This is a genomic window from Ohtaekwangia sp. (genome assembly GCF_036786105.1).
Classification (GTDB): Bacteria; Bacteroidota; Bacteroidia; order Cytophagales; family Cyclobacteriaceae; genus Ohtaekwangia.
In genome coordinates, this window is record NZ_DAIQRQ010000008.1 from 32472 (window position 1) to 58231 (window position 25760).

At 45.2% G+C, this 25760-nt stretch carries 21 protein-coding genes; 17 read left to right on the plus strand and 4 right to left on the minus strand.

Features of this window, described 5'->3' with window-relative positions; all coding sequences use genetic code 11:
• Positions 1 to 7: 7 nt before the first annotated feature.
• Entirely contained in the window at positions 8 to 505 is a 498-nt protein-coding gene (locus V7Q33_RS05990) for an SRPBCC family protein (protein WP_333819230.1), read from the plus strand.
• A gap of 122 nt (positions 506 to 627) precedes the next feature.
• Here V7Q33_RS05990 and V7Q33_RS05995 read toward each other — a convergent pair whose 3' ends face one another.
• Positions 628 to 1137, minus strand: a complete 510-nt coding sequence (locus V7Q33_RS05995; RefSeq protein ID WP_331978444.1) for a hypothetical protein — start codon at positions 1135 to 1137, stop codon at positions 628 to 630.
• A 144-nt stretch (positions 1138 to 1281) separates the two neighbouring features.
• Between V7Q33_RS05995 and V7Q33_RS06000 the strand changes: the two genes are divergently transcribed.
• The 9 genes from V7Q33_RS06000 to V7Q33_RS06040 all read left to right on the plus strand — a co-directional run bounded on the left by V7Q33_RS06000 (position 1282) and on the right by V7Q33_RS06040 (position 10478).
• Positions 1282 to 2646 (plus strand): LPP20 family lipoprotein, encoded by a 1365-nt coding sequence (locus V7Q33_RS06000; RefSeq protein WP_333819232.1) that lies wholly within the window; start codon positions 1282 to 1284, stop codon positions 2644 to 2646.
• A 108-nt stretch (positions 2647 to 2754) separates the two neighbouring features.
• The gene (locus V7Q33_RS06005; protein ID WP_331978448.1) at positions 2755 to 3324 is read left to right on the plus strand and encodes a hypothetical protein; all 570 of its coding nucleotides are present in this window, start codon (positions 2755 to 2757) and stop codon (positions 3322 to 3324) included.
• A gap of 99 nt (positions 3325 to 3423) precedes the next feature.
• Positions 3424 to 3828 carry a DUF3052 domain-containing protein gene (locus V7Q33_RS06010; RefSeq protein ID WP_333819234.1) on the plus strand — a complete coding sequence of 135 codons (405 nt, stop codon included), beginning with the start codon at positions 3424 to 3426 and terminating at the stop codon, positions 3826 to 3828.
• The gene (locus V7Q33_RS06015; protein ID WP_333819236.1) at positions 3825 to 4598 is read left to right on the plus strand and encodes a J domain-containing protein; all 774 of its coding nucleotides are present in this window, start codon (positions 3825 to 3827) and stop codon (positions 4596 to 4598) included. Before V7Q33_RS06010 ends, V7Q33_RS06015 begins: the two co-directional genes overlap by 4 nt.
• A 3-nt stretch (positions 4599 to 4601) precedes the next feature.
• Positions 4602 to 4949 carry a translation initiation factor gene (locus V7Q33_RS06020; RefSeq protein ID WP_331978454.1) on the plus strand — a complete coding sequence of 116 codons (348 nt, stop codon included), beginning with the start codon at positions 4602 to 4604 and terminating at the stop codon, positions 4947 to 4949.
• 124 nt (positions 4950 to 5073) lie between these two features.
• Complete coding sequence (locus tag V7Q33_RS06025) at positions 5074 to 6777, plus strand: amidohydrolase family protein (protein WP_333819239.1); 1704 nt, start codon at positions 5074 to 5076, stop codon at positions 6775 to 6777.
• A gap of 10 nt (positions 6778 to 6787) precedes the next feature.
• Complete coding sequence (locus V7Q33_RS06030) at positions 6788 to 8152, plus strand: amidohydrolase (protein WP_331978458.1); 1365 nt, start codon at positions 6788 to 6790, stop codon at positions 8150 to 8152.
• 11 nt (positions 8153 to 8163) lie between these two features.
• Positions 8164 to 9465 (plus strand): amidohydrolase family protein, encoded by a 1302-nt coding sequence (locus tag V7Q33_RS06035; protein WP_331978460.1) that lies wholly within the window; start codon positions 8164 to 8166, stop codon positions 9463 to 9465.
• A gap of 101 nt (positions 9466 to 9566) precedes the next feature.
• Positions 9567 to 10478, plus strand: a complete 912-nt coding sequence (locus V7Q33_RS06040) for a YitT family protein (protein WP_331978462.1) — start codon at positions 9567 to 9569, stop codon at positions 10476 to 10478.
• A gap of 172 nt (positions 10479 to 10650) precedes the next feature.
• On the opposite strand, the gene V7Q33_RS06045 is transcribed toward V7Q33_RS06040, so the two are convergent.
• A complete protein-coding gene (locus tag V7Q33_RS06045; protein WP_331978463.1) occupies positions 10651 to 12102 on the minus strand; it encodes a trypsin-like peptidase domain-containing protein in 1452 nt (483 codons plus the stop codon).
• A gap of 103 nt (positions 12103 to 12205) precedes the next feature.
• Positions 12206 to 12790, minus strand: coding sequence for a Uma2 family endonuclease (locus tag V7Q33_RS06050; RefSeq protein ID WP_333819242.1), 585 nt, complete (start codon positions 12788 to 12790; stop codon positions 12206 to 12208).
• Between the two features lie 86 nt (positions 12791 to 12876).
• Between V7Q33_RS06050 and V7Q33_RS06055 the strand changes: the two genes are divergently transcribed.
• The 3 genes from V7Q33_RS06055 to rseP all read left to right on the plus strand — a co-directional run bounded on the left by V7Q33_RS06055 (position 12877) and on the right by rseP (position 17094).
• Positions 12877 to 14376 carry a GH3 auxin-responsive promoter family protein gene (locus V7Q33_RS06055; RefSeq protein WP_331978467.1) on the plus strand — a complete coding sequence of 500 codons (1500 nt, stop codon included), beginning with the start codon at positions 12877 to 12879 and terminating at the stop codon, positions 14374 to 14376.
• A 152-nt stretch (positions 14377 to 14528) separates the two neighbouring features.
• Positions 14529 to 15692 (plus strand): 1-deoxy-D-xylulose-5-phosphate reductoisomerase, encoded by a 1164-nt coding sequence (locus tag V7Q33_RS06060; protein ID WP_331978469.1) that lies wholly within the window; start codon positions 14529 to 14531, stop codon positions 15690 to 15692.
• Between the two features lie 61 nt (positions 15693 to 15753).
• Complete coding sequence (rseP, locus tag V7Q33_RS06065; RefSeq protein ID WP_331978471.1) at positions 15754 to 17094, plus strand: RIP metalloprotease RseP; 1341 nt, start codon at positions 15754 to 15756, stop codon at positions 17092 to 17094.
• A 455-nt stretch (positions 17095 to 17549) separates the two neighbouring features.
• Here the strand turns inward: rseP and V7Q33_RS06070 are convergent, their stop codons facing one another.
• Positions 17550 to 19436 (minus strand): OmpA family protein, encoded by a 1887-nt coding sequence (locus tag V7Q33_RS06070; protein ID WP_331978473.1) that lies wholly within the window; start codon positions 19434 to 19436, stop codon positions 17550 to 17552.
• A gap of 260 nt (positions 19437 to 19696) precedes the next feature.
• On the opposite strand from V7Q33_RS06070, the gene lon reads away from it, so the two are divergent.
• The 4 genes from lon to V7Q33_RS06090 all read left to right on the plus strand — a co-directional run bounded on the left by lon (position 19697) and on the right by V7Q33_RS06090 (position 25734).
• Positions 19697 to 22159: an endopeptidase La gene (lon, locus tag V7Q33_RS06075; protein WP_331978475.1), complete on the plus strand. Its 2463-nt coding sequence runs from the start codon at positions 19697 to 19699 to the stop codon at positions 22157 to 22159.
• An 81-nt stretch (positions 22160 to 22240) separates the two neighbouring features.
• Positions 22241 to 23242, plus strand: a complete 1002-nt coding sequence (gene porQ / locus V7Q33_RS06080) for a type IX secretion system protein PorQ (RefSeq protein WP_333819245.1) — start codon at positions 22241 to 22243, stop codon at positions 23240 to 23242.
• Positions 23243 to 23245: 3 nt separating this feature from the next.
• Positions 23246 to 24655, plus strand: a complete 1410-nt coding sequence (gene hslU, locus V7Q33_RS06085; RefSeq protein ID WP_333819246.1) for an ATP-dependent protease ATPase subunit HslU — start codon at positions 23246 to 23248, stop codon at positions 24653 to 24655.
• Entirely contained in the window at positions 24655 to 25734 is a 1080-nt protein-coding gene (locus tag V7Q33_RS06090) for a DUF4421 family protein (RefSeq protein ID WP_331978481.1), read from the plus strand. The genes hslU and V7Q33_RS06090 overlap by 1 nt, the downstream gene beginning before the upstream one ends.
• Positions 25735 to 25760 lie beyond the last annotated feature (26 nt).

The window sequence follows — 25760 nt, forward strand, 5'->3', positions numbered from 1 at the left end:
CCGGCTTATGGGATACAATTGGAGTAAATTTACAAAGCGCGTTAGTATAAATTCAGATACTGAAACGATATATACCTGTTGGGCTACACCACAGGGACTCGAAAGCTGGTTTTTGAGGTTAGCGGCCTTTACAAAACCGGGTAACGTTCTGCGCGATTCAACGGCGCGGGTACAGGCGGGCGATACTTATCGTTGGCTCTGGTACGGATACGGCGATGATACCGCAGAATACGGCGAAGTTCTAGAAGCAAACGGGAAGGATCGCTTTCGTTTTACATTTTCAGGTGGATGTATAGTAACCGTGCGGATCATCCGCGAGCAGAATGAAACATTATGTGAACTGACTCAGGAGAATATACCGCTTACAGAACAGGGAAAAGTAGATTATCACCTGGGCTGTATGAAAGGCTGGACGTTCTACCTCACCAACCTGAAATCTATACTGGAAGGCGGCATCGACTTGAGAAATAAGAACGAGAACCTCCACGATGTGATCAATGCATAGATACTAAGCTATTAAGCAGAAAGCCCAAAGTTTAAAGCTTGCTAATATTATAAAATGAAAAAGCAGAAAGGGTACCTACCGCTTTCTGCTTTTTACTTTCTGCTTTAAACTTTTTCTTAAGGCTATTCACTCTTGCAGGGAGCAATTTCTTGCCGTCCGTTTGCTGCGGTGGCAGCAGTGCCGATGTTGCCGGCTGCAAGAATTATATTTTTGTTCTCGCCCGTGGCAGAAAGATGTACCTTCAAACAGGCATTCAGTGCTATAAGTTGCTTATAGGTTACTGTCGATTCATCGGCAGCGGTGGTAAGCAGGGTTTCGCTTTTACCCGTTGTGCCGGTTACAGGAGTGAGCTGTGCATATACAGTAGCGCCATCCGTTGCTACATCTCCGAGGTGAATATGTACCGGAAATTCCAGGTTGCCTTCGGTTCCGCTAAGTGTTACTGATATCAACGTGCTGCCGTTCTTTTTCTCCTTCAGGGTAACCGTACCATCAATGTTGTACTCAGAACCTGCAGTCAGGGCATATACCGTCTCATTGCCGGTAAAATCATTGTCATTGCTTGTTGTCTCGCTGTCCTGGCAGGCCATTACGCAGGCAGCCATCAGCACTCCCCAGATCATCTTTTTCATATTAAGCCTGTAGATTTGTATAAAGGTAAAAAAATTAGCGTTTCTAAAACATTTCCAACCTCTTTCACCCGTAGATTTGTTCGCGCGGTAAAATTGGCACGGAATGTGGCAATATTCTAACGCTTCATCGCTTAAGGTTATTTTGTGAAACGACTTCTAACGCTACTCATACTCCTGGCCGGATGCAGCCCGAAGGTGCAACCGCCTGATCCGGAATCGCTCAAACCAGCCTGGCTTAAAACAGAGCCTTACCAGGATGGTTACTATACCGGCATTGGTCACAGCACCAAAGACGGTAATACCAACTATATACAGGCGGCCAAGAAAAGCGCGCTCAATGACCTTATCTCCGATATAAAGGTAAATGTATCGAGCACTTCTGTGCTAAGTCAATTTGAAGCCGATAAGAAATTTACAGAGCAATACGAGCAGATCATCAAAACGACCACGGCTGATGAAATTGAAGAGTTTGAACTGGTAGATGCGTGGGAAGATGCGAGTAACTACTGGGTATATTATCGTCTTTCTATAGCACGGTATAAACAGATTAAAGAAGAACAAAAACGAAATGCAACGTTGCTCGCTACTGATTACTTGCAGAAAGCACGGCAGGCAGAAAAAGACGGTGAGCGCCTGCAATCAGTAAGCTTTTACTTTCAGGCATTTCGCAGTATTGAAAAATACCTGGGCGAAGCCATTCGCGTAACTATCGATAACAAAGAAGTATTGCTGGTGAACGAAATCTATGCCTCCATTCAAAGTGTGCTGGATAAGATCAACGTGCGGGTAGATCCCACAGAAATCGAATTGAACCGCAGGGTAAATCAGAGTAGCCAGACCGTTATAGCAAAAGCTACCTATAAAGACACGGGCAAACCGGCTGCCGATATGCCGCTATATGCTGCCTTCGAAAAAGGAGCTGGTGATGTGTTTCCCAATTATAAAGCGGATGAAAAAGGCAATGCCAAGATTTTGCTGAACAAAATAAGCTCAAAAGATCTGGAACAAACTGTAGTTGTAAAAGTAGATATTGACGGGTTGAGTGGTACGAGTGGTTCGCCCGTATATAAACTGATAGCCGGTACATTGAATGTGCCGCGTGCGCAGGTTACGTTAAAAGTACAACGCCCCGTGGTATTTATGACGGCCGATGAAAAGAGCTTCGGACAAAACAAAACAACCTTTCAGATCAGCAATAAACTGAAGAACCTGCTGGCCAACAATGGTTTTGAATTTACGGAAGATAAACGTGGTGCCGATCTTTGGTTTGATGTAAAAGCGGACTCTGAAAAAGGCTCGATCTCCGGTAGCATCTATATCACCTACCTTACCAGTGTTATTCGCGTAACGGCTATTAAAGAGGGAAAAGAGATTTATGCGGCAACGCTCGATCGCATTAAAGGCTATGGCCTGGATTACGACAAATCCAGCATCGATGCGTATAACAAATCCGTTGAGACACTTGAAAAAGAGCGGATGAACGAATTGTTGAATACTGTGCTTCAATAGCCTGTTTCTGCGGGCGGTGTAAGATGGACCGCCAAAACGGTTTTTGAATTTTGTAGTTTGGTATTTGATTTGCGTAAACATAACTTGTAAACTAAAATTTCGATTGATATGAAAAAACTTACCTATTCTACCTTTATGCTGATCGCGCTGGGTGGAGCATTTATGATAGGCTGTAAGAGCAAACAAAAAGCTGCTCCTACGGGAGAAAAAGAAGTGGTTGTACCTTGCTCTGGTCCTGATTACTTTACAACGTCTAAATTCTTCAGAGCCAACTCTATCGGCGAAAGCATGGACCAGGTGACTTCCAAGAAGAAAGCGCTTGCCAATGCACGTGCAGAACTCGCAGCCAGTATTCAGACAACTGTTAAAGCTGTTACGGATAACTACACCAACTCACGCGAAATGAACAATAAGGAGCAGGTAGAAGAACGCTTTGAGCAATTGAACCGTGAGATCGTGGACCAGAAGCTTACAGGTCTCAAGACCATCTGCGAAAAACTCATGAAGACCGAAAGCGGTAACTATAAGACGTATATCGCTATAGAGCTTTCTGCAGAAGACCTGGTAGCCACGTACAACGAGCGCCTCTCCAAAGACGATCGTCTGAAGATTGACTACGACTACGAGAAGTTCAAGGAAACGTTTGAGAAAGAAATGGAGAAAATGGGCAATAACTAATTTTTTCAATTATCCCATACAGAAGCCACCGCACGGTGGCTTTTTCTTTTTATACTGCTGAATAAAAGTAAATATATAGTTAATCTTGTAAAAAGACTTATGGCAGGTTATTCAGGCACCCCTCTCTTGAAGAAGCTTGGTATAAAGCCCGGATTCAGCATGTTTATACTGCAGGCTCCGGAAGGCTATATCGATTGGCTTTCACCTTTGCCGGAAGACGTTTTGGTGCAGCGCTCATTGAAAGGAGAGTTTGATTTTATTCATCTCTTTGTAAAAGACCAGCAGGTATTTGAGAAGGAGTTTGTGAAGAGCAAACAACATCTTAAAAAGACCGGCATGCTGTGGATATCATGGCCCAAGAAATCATCGAAAGTGCCTACCACGCTGGATGAAAATATAATCCGTGAATTTGGCCTTGAAGAAGGACTTGTTGATGTAAAGGTTTGTGCCGTAAATGATGTATGGTCGGGTTTGAAGTTTGTTGTTAGACTCAAAGATCGATGAAAGATTATTATAGTATACTTGGGGTTCACACAACAGCACACATAGCGGAGATAAAACGAGCTTACCGCAGACTGGCCGTGCAATATCATCCGGATAAAAATCCGGATCCTCGGGCGCATGCTATATTTCAGGAGATCAATGAAGCGTACGATGTACTCAGCGACCCGGTAAAGAAGTGGGAGTATGATTCACGCATGCAGAGTTCGTTTACAACGGTAGCACAAGAACAGGGGCCTGCAAGACCTCAGCATCGTGATCCGGCCTATCATCGCAGGAGGAGGCCACCTGCCGGGTTCAAAAGTGAGAAGCAACGCATGCGCGAATTTATGCAACAGTGTATTCCGTATGTGCAATGGCTATGCTATGCAGCGCTTGTGATAACCATTCTCTTTGCTATCGATTATTTCCTTCCCTATAAAACGCGAAACGAGAAAATCGTAGATGGTTATTTTGTGCGGGGGAAAAATGCATTCACCGTTATCATCACAGAATCCGGTAAGAAAATAAAAATATATACCGGTGTCAGCGGAGGCCCGGGCGATATGATACAGTACGAAGAAACATGGGTATACGGTACCGTTATGTATCTTGTGGAAGGTGCCGATCATAAACGCCTGGCGTATGTATACCGCGGACTTATTATTTTCCCGCTGGCACTTTTAGGAACGGCCATTGCGGCCGTAGTGAGGCGAAGAAATACTGAGTTTTATTTCAATGCGTGCGTGGTGTGTGGCATTCTGCTGATCATTAATTTATACTTACTTTTGTGAGCTATGAGTAAAAAGAACGACTGGAAAAAACGCGATGGCATTGTATACTCTACGTCATCCGATTTTGAATATTCATATCAGCAGAACGAAGAAGCCGCTACGTTGCCTCCCCAGCAACAGAATCTGAAAGTAATGCTTGATAAAAGTGGAAGAGCTGGCAAGCAGGTAACACTGGTATCGGGCTTTGTAGGTACAGCAGCCGACCTGGAATCGCTCACCAAAACCATCAAAACAAAATGTGGCGTAGGCGGCTCTTCCAAAGACGGAGAGATACTTATCCAGGGAGACGTACGCGACAAAGTAGTGCAGCTATTGGTAAAAGAGGGCTATAAAGCCAAACGATCCGGCTAAACTTTGAGCTTTAAACTTTGAATTTTTTGCCTTTACCCTAAGCCAAAGCCCTCACCTTTTCTTTGAGCGGTTTGATCTTCCGTAGAAAACCTGTTTTATTGCCCTATACCAAAATCTGAATTCAATGAAGAATCGCTACTCATGGGGCAGGATGTACCTGCTAGTAAGTTTGCTGTTCGTATCTGTGATGCTCTATGCGCAGGAAGAACGCGATCTTAAACCCGTTAGCCGGACGTATGCGCTCACCAACGTTAATATCGTTCAGGCCCCGGGAAGAAAAGTGGATATGGCCACTCTTATCATCAAAGACGGCCTTATCAAAGCCGTAGGAAAAAATATATCGATCCCTCCGGAAGCCATCATTATCAAAGCCGATAGCCTATATGTATATGCCGGTTTTATCGATGGTCTCTCCCGCACAGGCGTTATCAAGCCTAAGGAAGAAAACAAAGAACGTCCGAAAGATCCAGGCAATCCACCCGCAGAGCGTGCCGGTATCACACCGCAGCTCGATGTTCGTAATTTTTTAAGTGCTTCCGATAAATCAGTTGAAGACCTGCGCTCACTCGGATTTACCACGGCACATGTAGTGCCGTATGGTGGCATGCTGCCAGGGAACGGGGCTATCATTCAACTTACCGGTAAAGCGCCTGATGATATGGTGCTCATAGAAGAATCATCTTTTTACTCGGAGCTTACTCCTGCCGAGCGGGTATATCCAGCCACTACTATGGCGGTGATCGCCAAGTGGCGCGAGCTATACCGCCAGGCAGCGCTGGAGAAAAACTATGCAACGCTATATGCGTCCAATCGCAGCGGACTGGAGCGCCCGTCATCCAGCCGGTTGCTGGAACCATTTTACCCGGTTATTGATAAACGTACACCGGTGTTATTCAAAGCTGAAAAAATATGGGATATACACCGCGTACTGGGCCTTCAGAAAGATTTGGGTTTTTCGTTGATCCTTGCCGGAGTAAAAGAAGGCTGGGAGGTTACCGGTAAGCTCAAATCATCAGGCGCCAGAATATTTTTAAGTCTTGACTTGCCGGAAGAAAAGAAAGAAGACAAGAAGGATGAGAAAAAAGATGATAAGAAAGAAGACAAGAAGGATGTTCCAAAGACGATGACGGATGCGGAGAAAGAAGCTCTTGAAAAACGCAAGGCAGAGTCTATCGCTAACTATGTATCGCAGGCTGTAGCGTTTCAGAAGGCCGGTATACCGTTCGGTTTTTCAACACTCGATGCGAAATTAAAAGATATACAGGCGAACCTTCGCCGGATTATCAAAGCGGGTCTTACAGAAGATCAGGCTTTGGCAGCACTTACTACTACGCCGGCACAATTGCTGGGATTGAGTGATCGCCTCGGCTCTGTAGATGCCGGAAAGATTGCCAATCTCGTAGTGAGCAGCAAACCATACTTCAATGAAAAATCGAAAGTGAAGTATGTATTTGTAGAAGGTACACTCTATAAGATTGAATCGTCTGATGCAAAGAAAGATGCATCGATTGTACTGGAAGGAGAGTGGAGCGTAACAGCCGATACGCCACAGGGAAAGCGTGAATCTGTCGTTACTATCAGGAAAGAGGGCGATAAATATAGCGGCAAAATTTCCGGTGCACGGTTCCCGCAGGCGCAAGACCTCGAAGAGGTTACACTGGACGGTAACAAGCTGAAATATACCTTTACCATTACCGAAGGCGGTAACACCATGAAAATAACCGTAGAGGCTACAGTAGAAGGAACCACCTTTAAAGGAACTGCCGCTGCTGGTCAGTTTGGAAATATACCGGTAGAAGGCAAGAAGAAACCTCAGCTAAAACCATAAAACAGCAAGTATGAAGAAATTACTATTAATCATGGTGCTGGCTGTAAATGTTACGCTGGCACAGGAACGGGGAAATATACTGATCAGGAATGCTACTGTGCTTACCATTACAAAAGGTGTGTTGGAGAATACCGATGTGCTTGTAAAGGATGGAAAGATCAGCCAGCTGGGAAAAAATATAGCAACGCCGGCCGGGTATAAAGTAATTGATGCCACCGGTATGTATGTAATGCCCGGCATTATTGATGCGCACTCGCACCAAGGTATAGATGATGTAAACGAAGCTACTAACCCGGTGACTTCCGAAGTAAATGTGGGCGATGTTATCAACCCCGGAGAGATTACGTTGTATCGTGCACTGGCGGGCGGTGTTACAACGATACATTCCATGCACGGTTCGGCCAATGCTATAGGAGGCCAGTGTGAAACGATCAAGCTGCGTTATGGCGTGCGCGATCCCGAAGGACTTCGCATGGAGGGTGCACCGCGCACCATCAAGTTTGCACTTGGTGAAAATCCGACCCGTGTTCATGGTGCAGGAAGTAACATTGTACCGCGCACTCGCATGGGAGTTGAATTTGTAATGCGTGAATCGTTCTCAAAAGCAAAAGAATATATAGCCGCATGGGATGTCTATAACAAAGCGAAAGCACAGAAAGGCTTCCGTGGCGCTCCGCCGGAGTATAATTACCGTCTCGAAACACTGGGCGAAATATTAAAAGGCAACATCATCATCCATTGCCACAGTTACCGTGCCGATGAAATATACATGATGCTGAACGTGTGCAAAGACTTTGGCATAAAGAAGATTGTATTTCAACACGTGAACGAAGGATTTAAAGTAGCACCGGAACTGGCTGCGTATGGTGCCATGGCATCGGTATTCTCCGACTGGTGGTCGTATAAATTTGAAGTATATTATTCAACGGCATACAATGCTGCGATCCTTACAAAAAATGGTGTAACCACTTCCATCAACTCAGACGATGGTGAACTGATGCGGCACCTGTATCACGAAGCTGCGAAGACGCAAAAGTATGGTGCTCTTACCGATGATGAAGCGCTCGCGCTGATCACGATCAATCCTGCCCGTCAGTTGGGCATTGAGAATCGCGTAGGCTCCATTGAAGTAGGTAAAGATGCAGATATAGCAATCTTCAAAGGTCATCCGTTATCAACCTATACCATCCCTATGACAACACTGGTAGACGGTGTGGTTCGTTTCGATCGTGAAAAGGATGCTGACGATATGCGTTTGTATGTAGACCCCAAGCAGGAGATTGAAGTTGCTACGTTTACCGACCGTGATCACGAACACGAACATTGCATGGAAGGAGCTGAAGAGAATTTTGAAACCATCTTTAATATTCACTAGCACAACGCATCATGAAACGAATACTCTATTTTATTTTGATCCTGGTGTGTGCCGGAATGTTCAGTGTACAGGCACAATCACCCAAAGCTATAGATGGCACATTTGCGTTAACCAATGCTACCATTGAAACTGTAACGAAAGGGGTTATACAAAACGGCACGGTAATCATCAGCAAAGGAAAGATTGCAGCGGTGGGTACAAATATACCTATACCTGCAGGAGCAGAAGTGATCGATTGCAAGGGGCAGTGGATATACCCGGGTATGATCGACAGCAACACGCAACTCGGTTTGAGTGAAGTTGCCTCGGACCAACGCACGCGCGACTTTGAAGAAGTTGGTGATATCATTCCGCAAGTGCGTGCAATCACCGCAGTCAATCCTAATTCAGCACTGATACCGGTAACACGCATCAGTGGCGTAACGACTGTGATTGCTTCACCGCGTGGTAGTCTCATCTCCGGAACGGCAGCGTTGATCGATCTTCACGGCTATACACCTGATCAGATGTTTGCAGGCTTTGAAGGTGTTGTCATGACTTTCCCCGATGCGGGCAGGCGTGGTTTCTTCGATCGCAGAACCGATGAAGAGCTGAAGAAAGATTACGATAAAAAACTGAACAAGCTAAACGAAGCGTGGGACAAAGCCGTGCAGTATCACAAGATCGATTCAGCATCGAAATCTAAAGGCATTACGTATTATCCGGAGATGCAGGCGCTGTTGCCCGTAGTTCGTGGCGAGCGTGCGTTACTTATTCAGGCGAATGCCGCAAAAGATATACTCAATGCATTGAAGTGGGTAAAAGATAAAAAAATAAAGAAAGTAATCTTAACCGGTGTAGCCGAAGGTTGGCGCGTTGCAGACGAGATTGCCAAAGCAAATATACCGGTGCTCGCAGGGCCGGTGCTCGACCTGCCTTCCCGCGATTATGATCGTTATGACAAAGCGTATGCAAACCCGGGCCTGATGAAAAAGGCCGGTGTAAAAGTAGCGCTGTGTACACAAGAAGATCGCGGTAACGTTCGTAACCTGCCATACCATGCAGCTTTCGCAGCTGCGTATGGCATGGGCCGTGAAGAGGCGCTGAAGTCTGTAACCATTGTTCCGGCAGAGATCTTTGGCGTGGCCGATCGCATGGGCTCTATCGAAGTTGGTAAAAATGCAACGTTGTTTATCTGTGATGGCGATCCCTTCGAGACGAAGACGAACATCAAACAGGTATTTATTGACGGATGGAAGATTCCGATGGTAAGCCGCCAGACAGAATTATACGATGAGTTCCTGAAACGCGAGCCAGGTTTAAGCAAGAACTGATTTATAGGGTAAAGTTAGCTTCATCTTAAAGTTTCATTAAAAATTTATTGAGAGGCCGTCCTGATTTTTCAGGGCGGCTTTCTTTTTTTAAATTGAAGAATATGTCAACACAGCAACGATTATCAGAATTAAAAGCACTGCGCGTCAGGAAGATTTCCATCATTCGTGCTGTTAAAGACACCGTTTTTATTTCGTTGGGTGTTCTTTGTGCCGCGTTTGGTTTGAAAGGATTCTTGCTGCCTAACGATTTTCTGGATGGTGGTGTAATGGGTATATCGCTGCTCACGAATGTGCTTACGGATATAGATCTTTCTTATCTCGTTGTGTTGATCAATATACCGTTTATTGTGGTGGGCTATAAACAGATCAGCAAGATCTTTGCCCTGAAGACGTTGATTGCTATAGCCGCACTGGCGCTTTGTTTAGCGGTGATCGAGTTTCCGCTCATTACGAATGATAAACTGTTGATCGCCTTCTTTGGAGGATTCTTCCTGGGCTGTGGTATAGGATTATCCATACGGGGCGGCAGCGTAATTGATGGAACCGAAGTGCTGGCTATATATGTGAGCCGAAATACAGCACTTACAGTAGGTGATATCATTCTTATTTTCAATATCGCTATATTCTCGGTGGCTGCGTATATGATTAATATAGAAACCGCACTCTATGCTATACTAACGTACCTCATTGCTTCGAAGACGGTTGATTTTGTTGTGCACGGTATAGAAGAATATACCAGTGTTATGATTGTATCAGAGAAAAGTGTTGAAATAAAAGATGCCATAACCGAACGCATGGGACGTGGCGTAACAATACTGAAAGGTAAAAGTGGTTTTGGCAAAACAGGTCACAGGGTAAAAGACCTCGATGTGATCTTCTCAGTAATAACACGCCTTGAATTGCAAAAGCTGAAAATGGAAATCGCGAAGATCGACCCTGACGCATTCGTGGTGGAGAACAGTGTAAATGATATAAAGGGCGGCATGATCAAGAAGCGGCCGTTATCAGAATAGGTGGTTGGGTTCCCACAGAATTACAGAAAAAATACAATTCGGGAAGACCGAAAGTATCTTTGTGAAACTTTGAGTCTTCTTTGTGTTCCTTTGTGCAACTGGATTTAAAAACTGAAGGCCACCTAAAGGCAGCCTTCAATTTATACCTGGAAGCGAGTAGCTTATTATAGCTTTATCTGATCACAAATGGGATCTCCACTTGTTGCTTCGAGCTGTTTACGCCGTAAATATACCCGCGGCCTTTGAATTTTGTAAAGAACTCGCTGATCTCCTCAGGCTCTTTTACACGCTGGCGGTTGATCGCCACGATTGTGAAATTCTCAGGCAGTCCAATCTGTCGGAATATACTGTTGTCTTTGATCTTGAAAACTTTTACTCCGTATCGTGTGCCTTCCAGTTGGGCACCCAGTGAAGCATCGGTGAGTATCTTGCGCTTGATGATTTCGGTGGTACCGTTCTGATTGACGAGTGTAAGCGTTACGGTATTGGGTTTGCCATCGCGGTAGTAGGTGAAAGTAATTTTATCACCGGGGTTATGATAGCTTAGCTCTTCTTCAAATTCACTCTGGCTGTTGACATCCACATTGTTGATCTTGGTAATAACATCGCCCAGCTTCAACCCGGCCTGCATAGCAGCACCTTCACGATCAAGTTGTTCGAGTAACACACCGTTGAAGCTTTTTACATTGGTAGGCAGATCGTATTTCTTGGCGTTCTCGTAATCGTACTCCACTACATTACCGCCAAAGAATGCTTTTTGCGACACACCATACTTTACCAGGTCATTAAATACTTTCTTGGCAATATCGATCGGTATGGCAAATGCATAACCGGTATACGAACCTGTTCTCGAAAGTATAGCAGAGTTGATGCCCACCAGTTCGCCATTCTTGTTTACCAGCGCACCACCTGAGTTACCGGGGTTAATCGCGGCATCGGTCTGGATAAACGATTCAATCGGAAATTTATCTTCCAATATACCAATGCGTCTTCCCTTGGCGCTCACAATACCTGCCGTTACAGTAGATGAAAGTGAATATGGATTTCCTACCGCGATCACCCACTCGCCAACCTGCACCGTTTTAGAGCTGCCCAACGTTATAGCAGGCAGAGCATTTGCTTTGATCTTGATCACTGCCAAATCGGTGGAAGGGTCTGTGCCGATCAGTTCAGCAGGATATACCTGTTTGTTATAATTTACCTCAATGCGCTCCGCAGTTTCTACTACGTGGTTGTTGGTAACGATATAGCCATCGGTAGTAAAAATTACTCCCGAGCCACTGCTCACCTGCGTGCGATTGCCACCACCTTCGCCAAAGAACCAATCCCAATACGAATAGGAAACACCTTGCGAAATGCTATTGATATACACCACACTTTGGGTAGCTTTTGCAGCAGCGTCACTAAAGTCTACAGCGGCAGCAGGCACTGTAGTAGAGGATGACGATGGGGTTGTGTGACTGCCGGAAACCAACGGTTCTGCAGAGTCGTAACTGACTGTATTAAACTGAGCGTCACGCTGATTGCTGACAATCTCCGGTTTTACAACCAATCGGTAAAAGGTATACGATCCGCCAAAACCGGCCAAAAAGGCAAGAACTATAATTTTAATGGTATTCTTCATAGTGAAACGTTGAAAGCATGAATCATTCCAGATAGATGGAAAGTTATTTCGAAAAGTTGAAGGTTATGAAAATTTAACTGCGATTGCAGGGAAGAAGTTTTAATCAAGGCTCCATTTTCAATTCGCGAAGGTCAAGGCTAAAGCCCGGAAGAATATTGTCTTCCCCTATGGATTGATGGAAACCTTCTACCATGCTGACATTTTTTCCTGGAAGGAATATGAAAACCTGTTCCTTGTCAGGATCAATGAGCCAGCCCATACGGCAACCATTTATAAGGTATTCCTGCATCTTTTGCGCAAGTGCTGCAAATGTATCGGACTCGGATTTTAGCTCAATCACAAAATCAGGGCAGATGTGAGCGAAGCCTTTTCGCTGCTCCGTGCTCAACGCTTTCCACCGATCCATAAGTATGAACGAGGCATCAGGCGATCGAACTGAATTGTCGGGTAATGTAAAACCTGCAGATGAGTCGAAGCATTTTCCTAGCTGGTGCTCTTTATTCCATTTGCGTAACTGGTAGTCGATTTCGCTATTAAGATCTCCTGAAACTGAACTGGCGGGTGACATAACGATTATATTTCCATCGGGATTGCGCTCAAACCTCAGGTCACGGTTCTGCTGGCACAGATCGAAAAACTCTGTGTCGTCCATTTCTTCAAATACACGATGCCTGATCAGTAAATCCATAACATGAAATTTACAGCGTTAAAGATAGCGTTCTTCTGCGATGTTTGGATAAGTAACGATTGGCCGATTTTGTTAGTTTTGTGGCCATGGGAATCCGGTCTTTTTTAGCAAAACCTTTTGCCTCGTACATCGCGTCACAAACCAAACAGTGGTCGTTGCAGCCAGGGAAATATCAAATGCAGATTTTGCATTACCTGGTAGAACAAGGCAAGTCAACTGCGTTTGGTAAGGATCACGACTTTGCATCTATCAAAACGTATGATGATTTCAAGAAGCATGTACCGGTGCGCGATTACGAATTACTGCGGCCGTACTTTGACCGCGTTGTGAAAGGAGAATCGGACGTTCTGTGGAAAGGCAAGCCGCTATACCTGGCGAAGACTTCCGGAACCACATCGGGCACCAAGTATATTCCTATCACGAAAGATTCGGTGCCTTATCATTTCAACAACTCGCGCAATGCTGTGTTAAGCTATGTGCACGAAACAGGCAACGCTTCGTTTCTCGATGGTGGATTGATCTTTCTTTCCGGTAGCCCCGAGCTTGCGGAGAAGGCTGGTATAAAAGTAGGGCGGCTCTCCGGTATAGCCAATCACCACGTGCCTTCGTATCTGCGTACCAACCAGAAGCCAAGCTATAAAACAAATTGCATTGATGACTGGGAAGAAAAACTGGAGCGCATCATCGATGAAACGTTAACTGAAAACATGACACTCATTTCCGGTATACCACCGTGGGCACAAATGTACTTTGACCGTCTGCAGGCACGCACCGGCAAAAAGATCAAAGATATATTTCCTAATTTCTCCATGTTTGTATACGGTGGAGTGAACTTCGAACCCTACCGCGCGAAGTTGTTCGATACAATCGGTAAGAAAGTAGATTCCATCGAAACCTATCCGGCATCAGAAGGATTTATAGCCTACCAGGATTCACAAACAGAACCCGGCTTATTACTGCAGCTCAACAGCGGTATGTTTTATGAGTTTGTGCCGGCAGAAGAATACTTCAACGACAATCCGCGCAGGCTCAGCATCGAAGAAGTGGAGCTTGGTAAGAATTATGCGCTTATCATTAATAGTAATGCAGGCCTCTGGGGATATTCGATTGGTGATACGGTGAAATTTATATCCAGGAATCCATACAGACTTGTTGTTACTGGCCGCATTAAACATTTTATATCTGCCTTTGGTGAGCACGTAATTGGTGAAGAAGTAGAGAAGGCTATGAAATATACCATGGAGAAATTTCCTGGCACCGAGCTAATAGAATTTACCGTGGCTCCGAATGTAGCACCCAAAGAAGGAATGCCTCATCACCAATGGCTGGTAGAATTTGCAACCGCGCCTGGCGATATGCAGGCTTTCTCGAAAGAACTCGATAACCAAATGCGCAAGTTGAATGTTTATTACGATGATCTGATCTCTGGAAATATCCTGGAGCCCCTGATCATTACAAAGCTGCAGCGAAACGCATTCATTGACTATATGAAGTCGCAGGGAAAACTGGGTGGTCAGAATAAAGTACCGCGTCTTTCCAACGACAGAAAGATTGCCGATGCCATGGATGCTTTCCTGTTGCGGTAACAAACAGGTGCATGTATCATAACGAACTTATTTTTACTTTTGCGTAATACCGGAAATGTATATCGATCTTATTTCCGTATAGAACTCGTTTCAACGGGCCGTATACATGTATTTACAGCATTAAATCAGTATTCATCTAGCATTTCTGACCCTTGAGTAATAAAAAAAACATCGCCATACTGGGTTCTACCGGTTCTATCGGCACGCAGGCATTGGAAGTTATTGCGGCACAACCCGATGCACTGGCAGTGGAAGTGCTCACCGCACAAAACAATGCAGACCTGTTAATCGAGCAGGCACGCAAGTTCAAGCCCAATGCGGTAGTAATTGTTAATGAAGAACACTACGCGCACGTAAAAGAAAGTCTGGCTACGGAGGATATAAAAGTATACACAGGCGAAAAAGCGCTGGCAGACGTGGTGCAGATGGATACTATCGACCTGGTGCTCACAGCACTGGTAGGATATTCCGGTTTAAGACCTACGATCAAGGCGATTGAAGCAGGTAAAACCATTGCGCTGGCAAATAAAGAAACACTGGTAGTGGCGGGCGACCTCATTACGAAGCTGGCACGTGAAAAAGCTGTTAATATTTATCCGGTAGATTCGGAGCATTCGGCCATTTTTCAATGCCTGGCAGGCGAGTTTCATAATAAAATTGAGAAGATTGTGTTAACAGCTTCTGGTGGTCCATTCCGTGGAAAACGCCGTGATGAATTGATCGCAGTAACAAAAGCACAGGCACTCAAACATCCCAACTGGTCGATGGGAGCGAAAGTAACGATCGATTCGGCCTCGCTGATGAACAAGGGTTTAGAGGTAATTGAGGCCAAATGGCTCTTTGGACTTAAAACAGAGCAGGTAGAGGTGGTAGTGCATCCGCAGTCCATCATTCACTCGTTCGTGCAATTTGAAGACGGTTCTTTGAAAGCACAGCTTGGGTTACCCGATATGCGCCTGCCCATTCAATTTGCCATGACATATCCCAACAGACTGAAAGCCGATTTTCCGCGTTTTGACTTCGCACAATACCCGTCTCTGACCTTTGAAAAGCCGGATACGGAAACTTTTCGTAATCTTGCATTAGCATTCGAGGCCCTCGGCAAAGGCGGAAACATGCCGTGCGTGTTAAATGCAGCCAATGAAATAGCCGTGGCTGGGTTTTTGAAGGATAAAGTGGGATTTCTCGAAATGTCGGATATCGTTGAACGATGCCTGGCGAAAATCGATTATGTGGTAAACCCCTCGTATGAGGATTATGTACACACCGATCGTGAAACGCGGGTAAAGGCCAGCGAGATGATCCGAACAATATAACGCGATACGTTGTGTAGCACAGACTTAATTAAAAAGTATTAAAAACGATAACGGATAACGAATGGATTGGATGATTATGTTGGCTCAGCTTCTGTTGAGCTTGTCTTTCTTGGTGGCCGTGCATGAGCTCGGGCATTTGTTGGCGGCAAAATACTTCGGTATGCGGGTGGAACAATTTTCCATCGGTTTTCCGCCTAAACTCTGGTCATTTAAAAAAGGTGAAACCGAATATGCCATCAGTGCTATACCACTGGGAGGTTATGTAAAGATCTCCGGCATGATCGATGAGTCGTTGGATACTGACGCGATGAATCAGCCGCCACAGCCGTGGGAGTTTCGCTCCAAGCCGGCATGGCAGCGTCTCATTGTAATGTTGGGCGGTATTGTGGTGAACGTAATTGTAGGTGTACTCATCTTTATCGGTATAACATTCGCCTTTGGCGATACCTATATTCTGAAAGATGCGATCAACAACCACGGTGGTTTCCAGGTAGGACCGATCGGTGAAGATATTGGTCTGAAGACAGGAGACAAAATCGTGAAAGTAAATGGTAATGATTTCAAATACCTGATCGATATCGTAAAGCCACAGACCTTGCTGGCAAACGATGCTTACTATACTGTGGAGCGCGATGGTAAATTGATCGACATCAATATACCTGCGAACTTCATTCAGAAATTCAATAAAAAAGAGAATGCTGCCAACTTCCTGGACTATCGCATTCCTCCGATGATTGGAAAAGTGGAGAAGGAAACGCTCGCAGCAAAGATCGGCCTGCAACGTGGAGATACTTTTACAGAAATAGATGGCAAGCCGGTAACCTACTTTGATGAAGCGCATAAACTGATACAGGCACACAAAGAGAGTAACGTGGACTCCATCTCTTTCAAAATTGCACGCAACGGACAGATACTTTCATTTCGCGAATATTTTAAAGGAATGAAGTCGATAGGCTTCTACCCCATGGAGCCGGAGAATTACCTCGCAGAAGGAAAAGTGAGTATTAAATACGGATTCATCGAATCTATACCACTGGGTACAGAGCGTGCATTCCAGACATTGAAGACACAGATCACCGCGTTCAGTAAAGTAATTACCGGTGTACTCTCTCCGAAAGAATCACTGTCAGGGCCGATTGGTATTATGCAGGCGTATGGTGCTGAGTGGAAATGGGATCGCTTCTGGTCGCTCACCGGTGTATTGTCGCTTGTGTTGGCGTTCATGAACCTGCTCCCGATTCCTGCACTGGACGGTGGCCACGTAATGTTCCTCACCTACGAAATGATCTCTCGCCGCAAACCTTCCGATAAATTCCTGGAAGCTGCTCAGAAAGTGGGAATGGTGTTCTTGTTAGCGCTGATGGTATTCATCTTTGCCAACGACATTATCAAGCTGTTTTAGAAATAGCTGCGAGTCGCGCGCTTCCAACTGCCAGAGGTGTGGAGGAGTAAGTGAGAGCGAAGCTGCAGATATAGTATATATAATGAAGGCTGCCAATAGCAGCCTTTTTTCATATCAGTGATTTCTGCGGGAGATTGATTTTAAATCCAATTACACAAAGGATCACAAAGAAGACTCAAAGTTTCACAAAGATACTTTCGAACTTTCCGTCTTCCTGACTTGTGTTTTTCTGATTTCTATGATCTGTGGGAGATTGATTTAAATGAATTCAGAGTTTCACAAAGATACTTTCGGACTTTTCGTCTTCCCTACTTGTATTTCTTCTGTGTACTTCTGTGAGATCCGTGGGAGATTGATTTAAATGAACTCAGAGTTACAAAGATACTTTCGGACTTTCCGTCTTCCCGACTTGTATTTCTTCTGTGCAATTCTGTGATTTCTGTGGGAAATAGGTTTTACTTCTCCTGCTCCTCAGTCTTGTGTATCTCAAACTCTACGCGCCTGTTCAAACCTCTGTCATCATCGGTCTTTTCTTCCACAATAGGCTTCGAGCTTCCGTAGCCATGCGCTTCAATACGCTTTGTGTCAATTTTATACTGGTATACTAAATAGGCTTTGATAGCGTCTGCTCTTGCCTGTGAAAGTTTCAGGTTCGACATCTCATTACCCTGCGAATCTGTATGTCCTGATATACTTACCGATAGCTTCGGATGATCGATCATAAAGTTGGCGAGCTTATTTAAGTCATCGTGCATGGAAGGAAGTATATCCGCTTTGCCATTCTCAAACTCAAGCGACTTGAATGCAATCTTGGTCTCGATCGGCTCCGTTTCCAGGTTCATTTCACGATCGCCTTCCATATAGAATATCTGCTCGATGCGGAAGAAATCATCACCCTGAATGATGAGCAGGTAATTTCTTTTATTGATCAAGTGAAAATCAAACGAGCCATCTTCGCGCAAAAACTTTGGGGCAACTTCAACACCCTTGTCCAGGTCGATAACGGATACAATTCCATGGAATGGTTTCTTTGTTTCGGAGTTAATCAGTTTACCTTTCAGTCGGGCAACCGCTTCCGGTTGTGCTTCCATCGGCACCGGGAAAGAATATAGATCAAGATTTTTCAGATCGTCTTCGGCAGAGTGAGCGTAATACAGGCGATTGGATTCTGAGTCGATCGTGAAATAATATTCACTGCCCGCGCCATTTACCAGTGGCCCGATGTTCTTCGGCTCACCCCACACTTTACCATAGCGATACGATTTATAAATATCGAAGTCACCAAAGTTGAGAGGCTGCCCGTTGGAGCTGAAATATAGCACATTAAATTTATGATGATAGAACGGACTCACTTCAAAGGCCCGCGTGTTGATGATTGGCCCGATGTTTTGTGCTCTCTGCCATTCGCCTTTGGCATTTTTTACTGAAAAGTATATATCTGAAAATCCGAAGCCTCCAATGCGATCAGAAGCAAAGTATAGCGTATCACCCGAATGTGAGAGCGATGGCTGCGAATCCCACGATACCGTGTTTATGTTTGGTCCGAGGTTGCGCGGTGTTCCCCACGTGCTGTCAGCACGAAGGTCGGATACAAATATATCGCAGTTACCATACGAGTCGGGCGAGTTGCAGCGTGCAAAGAAGAGATGCTTTCCATCTTTGCTTAAACTGGCTGAGCCTTCATTGAAGCGCGTGTTGATCGTTTTAAACTCTTCTGCAAATCCCCACACCGTATCGTTCGGTTGCTTGATGGTATAAAACAGATCTTCGTTAAACGTTTTATTCAGGGCATCCACTTTCGAGTTTCGCTTGGAAGTAAAAAGTAAAACGTTGTCTACGTTACCAATGGTTGGGCCGTAGTCTTCTTTCTCGGAGTTAACACCGTAGCCCATGTTCAACAAAACTCCCTGTGGAGGACGAAGTGTATCGATCTCTTTGCGGAATGCTACAAGCTCATAGTATTGCTTGAGCGGAACATACAGATCTTTTTCTTTTTTGGTGAGTGTATCATACTCGCGTTGTACTTGTTTCTCATCAATACTTTGCTTGTAGTGTTTCAACACAAGCTTGTATAGCAACACTGCTTCACCGGGAGGGCCGAGTTTCTCCGAGAGCCTGGCAAAATTCCACAGCAATTGAATGTCGTGAGAAAAATTTTCAATGCCGAAGTTTCTCACATACGCTTTGATCTCAGTATACTCTTGCTCGTAGTCGCCTGTGGCTGCAAGCGCTTTTATTCTTCCCAGTTTCGTAGCATCTTTATAGTATGGTAGTTTATTGATGTTGGGAAATTCAAAAATGTCAGATTGGCTGTAGCTTGTCAGGCTATCATGAAGCTGCACCACTCCACCCTTTTTGAATTTCTGTTTTGGTTTTTGAGCCAGGAGTGGAACGTAAACCAACAGCCAAAAGGCCGTTATTAAGATTAAAAAGTAGGTTTTCACTGAACCTTTGTTTGGTAAAAAATTTACGCAACTCGTTAAAGTTGATACAATTTTACTTCTTTTACAACTCTCTTGGCATTACTATTGTCCTTTAGGCGAGCCTGATTAACAGCCGACGCTGATGTGGAGCCCGTGTCAGTTTGGCATTTTATAAAGACATGTTCAAAGCATTACCCATACAACTCGTTCAGGAAGACTCAGATGATCTCATTCAACTGATTAACCCTGAACAGGATTCAGATCTAAAACCGGAAGACCTACCCGAAGAACTTTCAATTCTTCCCATCAAGAATACGGTACTTTTTCCGGGTGTTGTTATTCCTATCACAGTAGGAAGACAAAAATCAATCAAGCTTGTAAAGAAAGCTTATCAGGGCAATCGCATCATTGGTGTTATTGCCCAGAAAAACTCACAGGCTGAAGAACCTGCGATCGATGATTTATACCGCACCGGTACAGTAGCGAAGATCATCAAAATGCTGGTGCTTCCGGATGGTAACACCACCATCATCATTCAGGGTAAAAATCGTTTTATGATTCGGGAGTTTGTGCAGGAGGAACCATTCCTCACCGCCCGCATTGAATTGCAGCCCGAGCCCACGCTGAATGTAAATGGTAAAGAAGCCAAGGCATTAGTGCAATCGCTGAAAGACGCGGCTTCAAAAATCCTGCGACTCAACCCCGAACTTCCGCAAGAAGCACAGGTTGCCCTGGATAATATTTCCAGCATGGCGTTCCTGGTACATTTTCTTTCATCCAACCTCAATGCCGAGGTAGGCGATAAGCAAAAGATACTGGAAACGAGAAACATCATTGATCGCGGTACACTCTTGCTGCAGTATATGCTGAAAGATGTTCAGATGCTGGAGATCAAACACGAGATACAAAAGAAAGTACACACGGATATAGACCAGCAGCAGCGCGATTACTTCCTGCGTCAGCAGATAAAAGTATTGCAGGATGAGTTGGGATATGATGGCCCGGATAAAGAAGTAGAAAAATTCCGCAAGCGTGCCGAGTCCAAGAAGTGGCCCAAGCAGGCAGCCGAACATTTCAATAAGGAACTCGACAAGCTGATGCGCATAAACCCGATGGCAGCCGAGTATCCGGTAGCGATGAACTACGTGGAGTTTATGCTCGATCTTCCGTGGGAAGACTATACAATCGATGACTTTGATCTGAAGCGTGCACGAAAAATTTTAGATCAGGATCATTTCGGTCTTGAGAAAGTAAAGACACGCATTCTCGAATACCTGGCGGTGCTGAAACTGAAGCAGGATATGAAAGGACCAATCCTGTGTCTCTACGGACCTCCGGGCGTTGGTAAAACTTCGCTGGGGCGTTCTATAGCCAAAGCACTGCAACGTAAATATGTGCGCATGTCGTTAGGCGGTGTGCACGATGAAGCCGAGATACGCGGCCATCGTAAAACGTATGTAGGCGCCATGCCCGGTAAGATTCTGCAGAACATCAAGAAGTCGCAGTCATCCAACCCGGTATTTATACTTGATGAGATCGATAAAGTAAAATCAGATTTCCGTGGCGATCCGTCATCTGCCTTACTGGAAGTACTCGACCCGGAGCAAAACAATACCTTTGGCGATAATTACCTGGAAGTAGATTACGATCTGTCGAAAGTACTTTTTATAGCTACAGCCAATTCACTGGATACTATACATCCTGCATTGCGCGATCGTATGGAGATTATTGAAGTAACAGGCTATACATTGGAAGAGAAAGTAGAGATCGCCATCAAACATCTTATACCCAAGCAACTGAAAGAGCACGGGTTGAAGACATCGGAGGTCAAGTTCTCGAAAGATGCGGTTATTAAAACGATCAACAGCTATACCCGCGAATCGGGGGTAAGAAACCTGGAGCGCAAGATAGGTACACTGGTACGTAACATCGCTAAATCGGTAGCGATGGAAGAAGAGTTCGATAAAGTAATCAGTGAAGAAACTGTGCGCAAAGTATTGGGTGCAGAAATATTCGATGAAGAACTATACCAGGGCAATGATATAGCGGGTGTTGTTACCGGCCTTGCCTGGACACAGGTAGGAGGAGAGATACTTTTTGTTGAATCAAGTTTGAGTCGTGGTAAAGGAGCACTTGTTATCTCCGGGCAGTTAGGTGATGTGATGAAAGAATCTGCGATGGCTGCATTGTCGTATCTCAAATCGAATGCAGAAACACTGGAGATCGATCACCGGTTGTTCCAGCAATACGATCTGCATATACACGTGCCGGCAGGAGCCGTACCGAAAGATGGACCCTCTGCAGGTATCACCATGTTTACATCGCTTGCTTCGATCTTTACCCAGCGTAAAGTAAAAGCGAAGCTGGCTATGACGGGCGAAATTACCTTGCGAGGTAAGGTGTTGCCGGTAGGAGGTATAAAAGAGAAGATACTGGCTGCAAAACGCAGTGGTATAAAGGAGCTCGTACTCAGCTCACGCAACAGACGCGATATTGAAGAAATCGAAAAGCACTATATAAAAGGGCTCACCTTTCACTATGTAGATACCGTAGATGAAGTATTGAAAGTGGCTTTGATGAAAGAGAAGGTGAAGGAGCCGATGAAGTTTGTCTTCACCGATCAGAAACCTGCGAATGCCTGATAAAGAGCCGGTATTGAATTCAATGGCCGGCTTATAAATACTCCCATGTTTTACGATATTGCAGGGTAAACCCAACACGTGTTGAAGTCTTTACTACTCGCAATATCGATTCTTCTGGCAACCGCCTGCCTCGCGCAGACCGGTGGCCAGAAGTCTTTTGATTTTTTGAATGTAGCCAACAACGCACGGCTTGCAGCGCTGGGTGGTGTAAATGCTTCGCTCACCGATCGTGATCTGAATTTCTTCTTTAGCAATCCATCCCTCACATCCGATTCACTGGCGGATTTCGCTTCTGCTACCTATCAGTTTTACGTGGCCGATGTAGGGCAATCTACATTTTCGTATGCACATAAGTTCAATCGTATTGGTACGTTAGCCATGGGTATACAGCATTTGAGCTACGGCACCATTCAGGGATATGATGTCAGTGGAAATGAGACCGGAACTTTTAAGTCAGGTGAAACAGCACTGGTCATTGGCAAAAGTCACCAGGTATTGAATTTCAGATTTGGTGCCAATGTAAAAATGGTGTTCTCCACGATAGCAGGTTATCGTGCCAGTGCAGCCATGCTGGATGTAGGCGGCGTATTTATACATCCGGATAAAGATCTGCGCGTAGGCTTGGTGGTAAAGAACCTGGGAATAGTTTTTTCGGAGTATTCACCAACCAGCAGCACGGAGCTCCCCTTCGATGTACAGCTGGGCACATCCTTCAAACCCGAACACATGCCGCTGCGATTTTCGGTTACTGCATACAACCTGGCAAAAAAAGATGTTACTTATTACAACGCTTCGGCGGGGCAGGATAAACCCGGAACGTTGGATAAGGTATTAAGGCGTTTTAACTTTGGCGTGGAGGTACTGCTTCACAAAAATGTAAATGTACTGGTAGGCTATAATTATCGTGTGCACCAGGAACTGAAGCTGGATGCAGCCGGAGGCGGAGCGGGATTGTCGCTGGGATTTTCGGCACGCATCCGGTCGTTTGAATTTGTTTTTAGCAGAAGTGGTTATGTAGCGGGCAAGGCGGGCTACGGACTCACATTGTCATCGAACTTAAACAGCATGTTGAAGAGGAGATAATTTATGATGGACGCAAAATATTTAACACCGAAGCAGATCGTTGAGGAACTCGATAAGTATATCATTGGTCAGCAGGAAGCCAAGCGTAATGTAGCGATTGCCTTGCGTAACCGCTGGCGCAGAATGAACACACGATCGGATATACAGGGAGAGATTGTGCCTAACAATATTCTCATGATTGGTGCTACCGGTGTGGGTAAAACAGAGATCGCACGCAGGCTTGCTAAACTGGCCGATGCACCGTTTGTAAAAGTGGAAGCTTCCAAATTTACCGAAGTAGGATATGTAGGCCGCGATGTAGAAAGCATGGTGCGCGACCTGGTAGAGCAATCGGTAAATATGGTAAAGGCACGCAAAAAAGAAGAAGTAAAAGAGAAAGCAGCACAAGCCGTAGAAGATGTTATACTCGATGCGCTGATACCACCGCTTCGTACACAACAACCTTCGCGGACCACCGGATTCAGTACGCAATCAGAAACGACATCGGCAGATATACCCACGAGCGATGTTGAGCTCAATGAACGAACGCGCAGCCACTTTCGTGAGAAAATACGCAACGGTGAGCTGGAAGACCGTAAAATCGAGATCAATATAAAAGGAAACGGAGGCTCTAACGTAGGCATGATTGGTGCCGGTATGATGGATGAAGTATCCATGATGAACCTGCAGGAGATGCTCAACGGCATGATGCCCAAGAAGAGCAAGAAGCGTAAAGTTACCGTAGCCGAAGCACGCAGAATTTTACTCGATGAAGAAGCTGCCAAGCTCATCGATATGGATGAAGTAAAAGAAGAGGCTATACATCGCGCCGAGAATGCCGGTATAATTTTTATAGATGAGATCGACAAGATCGCTTCCGGTTCGCGCAAAGGCGGTGGAGGACCTGATGTAAGCCGGGAAGGTGTGCAGCGCGATCTGCTTCCCATCGTGGAAGGAAGTACGGTAAATACCAAACACGGAGTTATTAAAACCGATCACGTGTTGTTTATCGCAGCCGGTGCATTTCATATTTCAAAACCATCCGATCTTATTCCTGAATTACAGGGCCGCTTTCCGATTCGTGTGGAGCTGAACAATCTTACCAAAGAAGATTTCATTCAGATACTGCGCGAGCCGAAGAACGCATTGACCAAACAATACCAGGCATTGTTTGATGCAGAAGGTGTGGAGATAACCTTCGCCGAAGATGCAATTGATGAGATTGCCAACACCGCCTTTGCCATCAACACGGAAATTGAAAATATAGGAGCCCGCAGACTTCATACGGTGATGAGTAAATTGCTGAATGAATTTTTGTTTGATGTTCCTGACAAAATCGGACCGAATGCACGCATTGTTATTAACGCAGCAATGGTACGCGAAAAGCTCTCTGGCCTGATTAAGAATAAAGACTTAAGTGAATATATTCTCTGATGAAGTATTGGTGCCCTGTAGTTCTGTTCTTCTGTCTGGCGCTCGGCACGCCCGTGACAGCACAAGACGACCTGACGGTAGGCGTTGCTCCAGCGGCTCCTCATTATGATTCTGTTCGCCTGCAGTATATCAAAACATTTCCGGATCACTTCTTTCTCTGGCCTGTGCTGAAGCAACGCCGGCTGGATTTTGAAATGAAGGACATCAACAATAGAAAGACATCGCTCAGTTATCGCTCCAATAAACCCTATAGCTTTGGCCTGGGTATGTATCTGTTCGAGCTTGCCCTGGAAGTAACCTTTGCTGTGCCACTCAATGCAGATACAAAACGCATTTATGGAGAATCGGACGCACGCGATCTTCAGTTAAATGTAATTGGCAAGAAGTGGGGCATTGATGCTTATCTGCAAAAATATGAAGGTTTCTACCTGGATGATCCATCAGTAAGCATTCCCGCAAATCAACCGTATCCACACCGGGGCGATATAGAGACCCGGAATAACGGTGTGAGTGTAAACTATACATTTAACAATAAGAAGTTTTCGTTCCGGTCTACCTATACATTTGTAGACCAGCAATTGCGAAGTGCCGGCTCGTTTCTGCTATATGGAACGTTGAGCAGCTTTAGTGCCGCCGGTGATTCTGCCATATTAGGCGAGCCGTATGTAAAACGTTTTGGTGAGGCAGCCCGCATCAAATCGTTTCGAGTAACCACGCTTGGTGTAGCACCCGGCTATACCTATAGTCTCATCTACAAAGGATTCTTTCTCAATGGCACACTGGCGTTCGGTCCTGCGCACAACTGGTTATCCTCCACACATGAAGATGGTGTACAGAAGAACGATATAAAATTCAATATATATGCTGCCGGTCGTATTGCATTGGGGTATAATGGCGACCGCGTCTTTGGTGGTTTTACCTTTATGGCACAAGGTAAATCTGCGCAGTTCGACAATGCACAGATCGTTAGCTCCAATACAACTTTCAAAATGCTGATTGGTTATCGCTTCCGCGAATTTGGCTTCCTCAAAAAACGTGTATGGGATTTACCCAAGGCGTTAATGGGCGGAGGACTTTAAACTAATTTCAGAATTCAAAGTTTAAG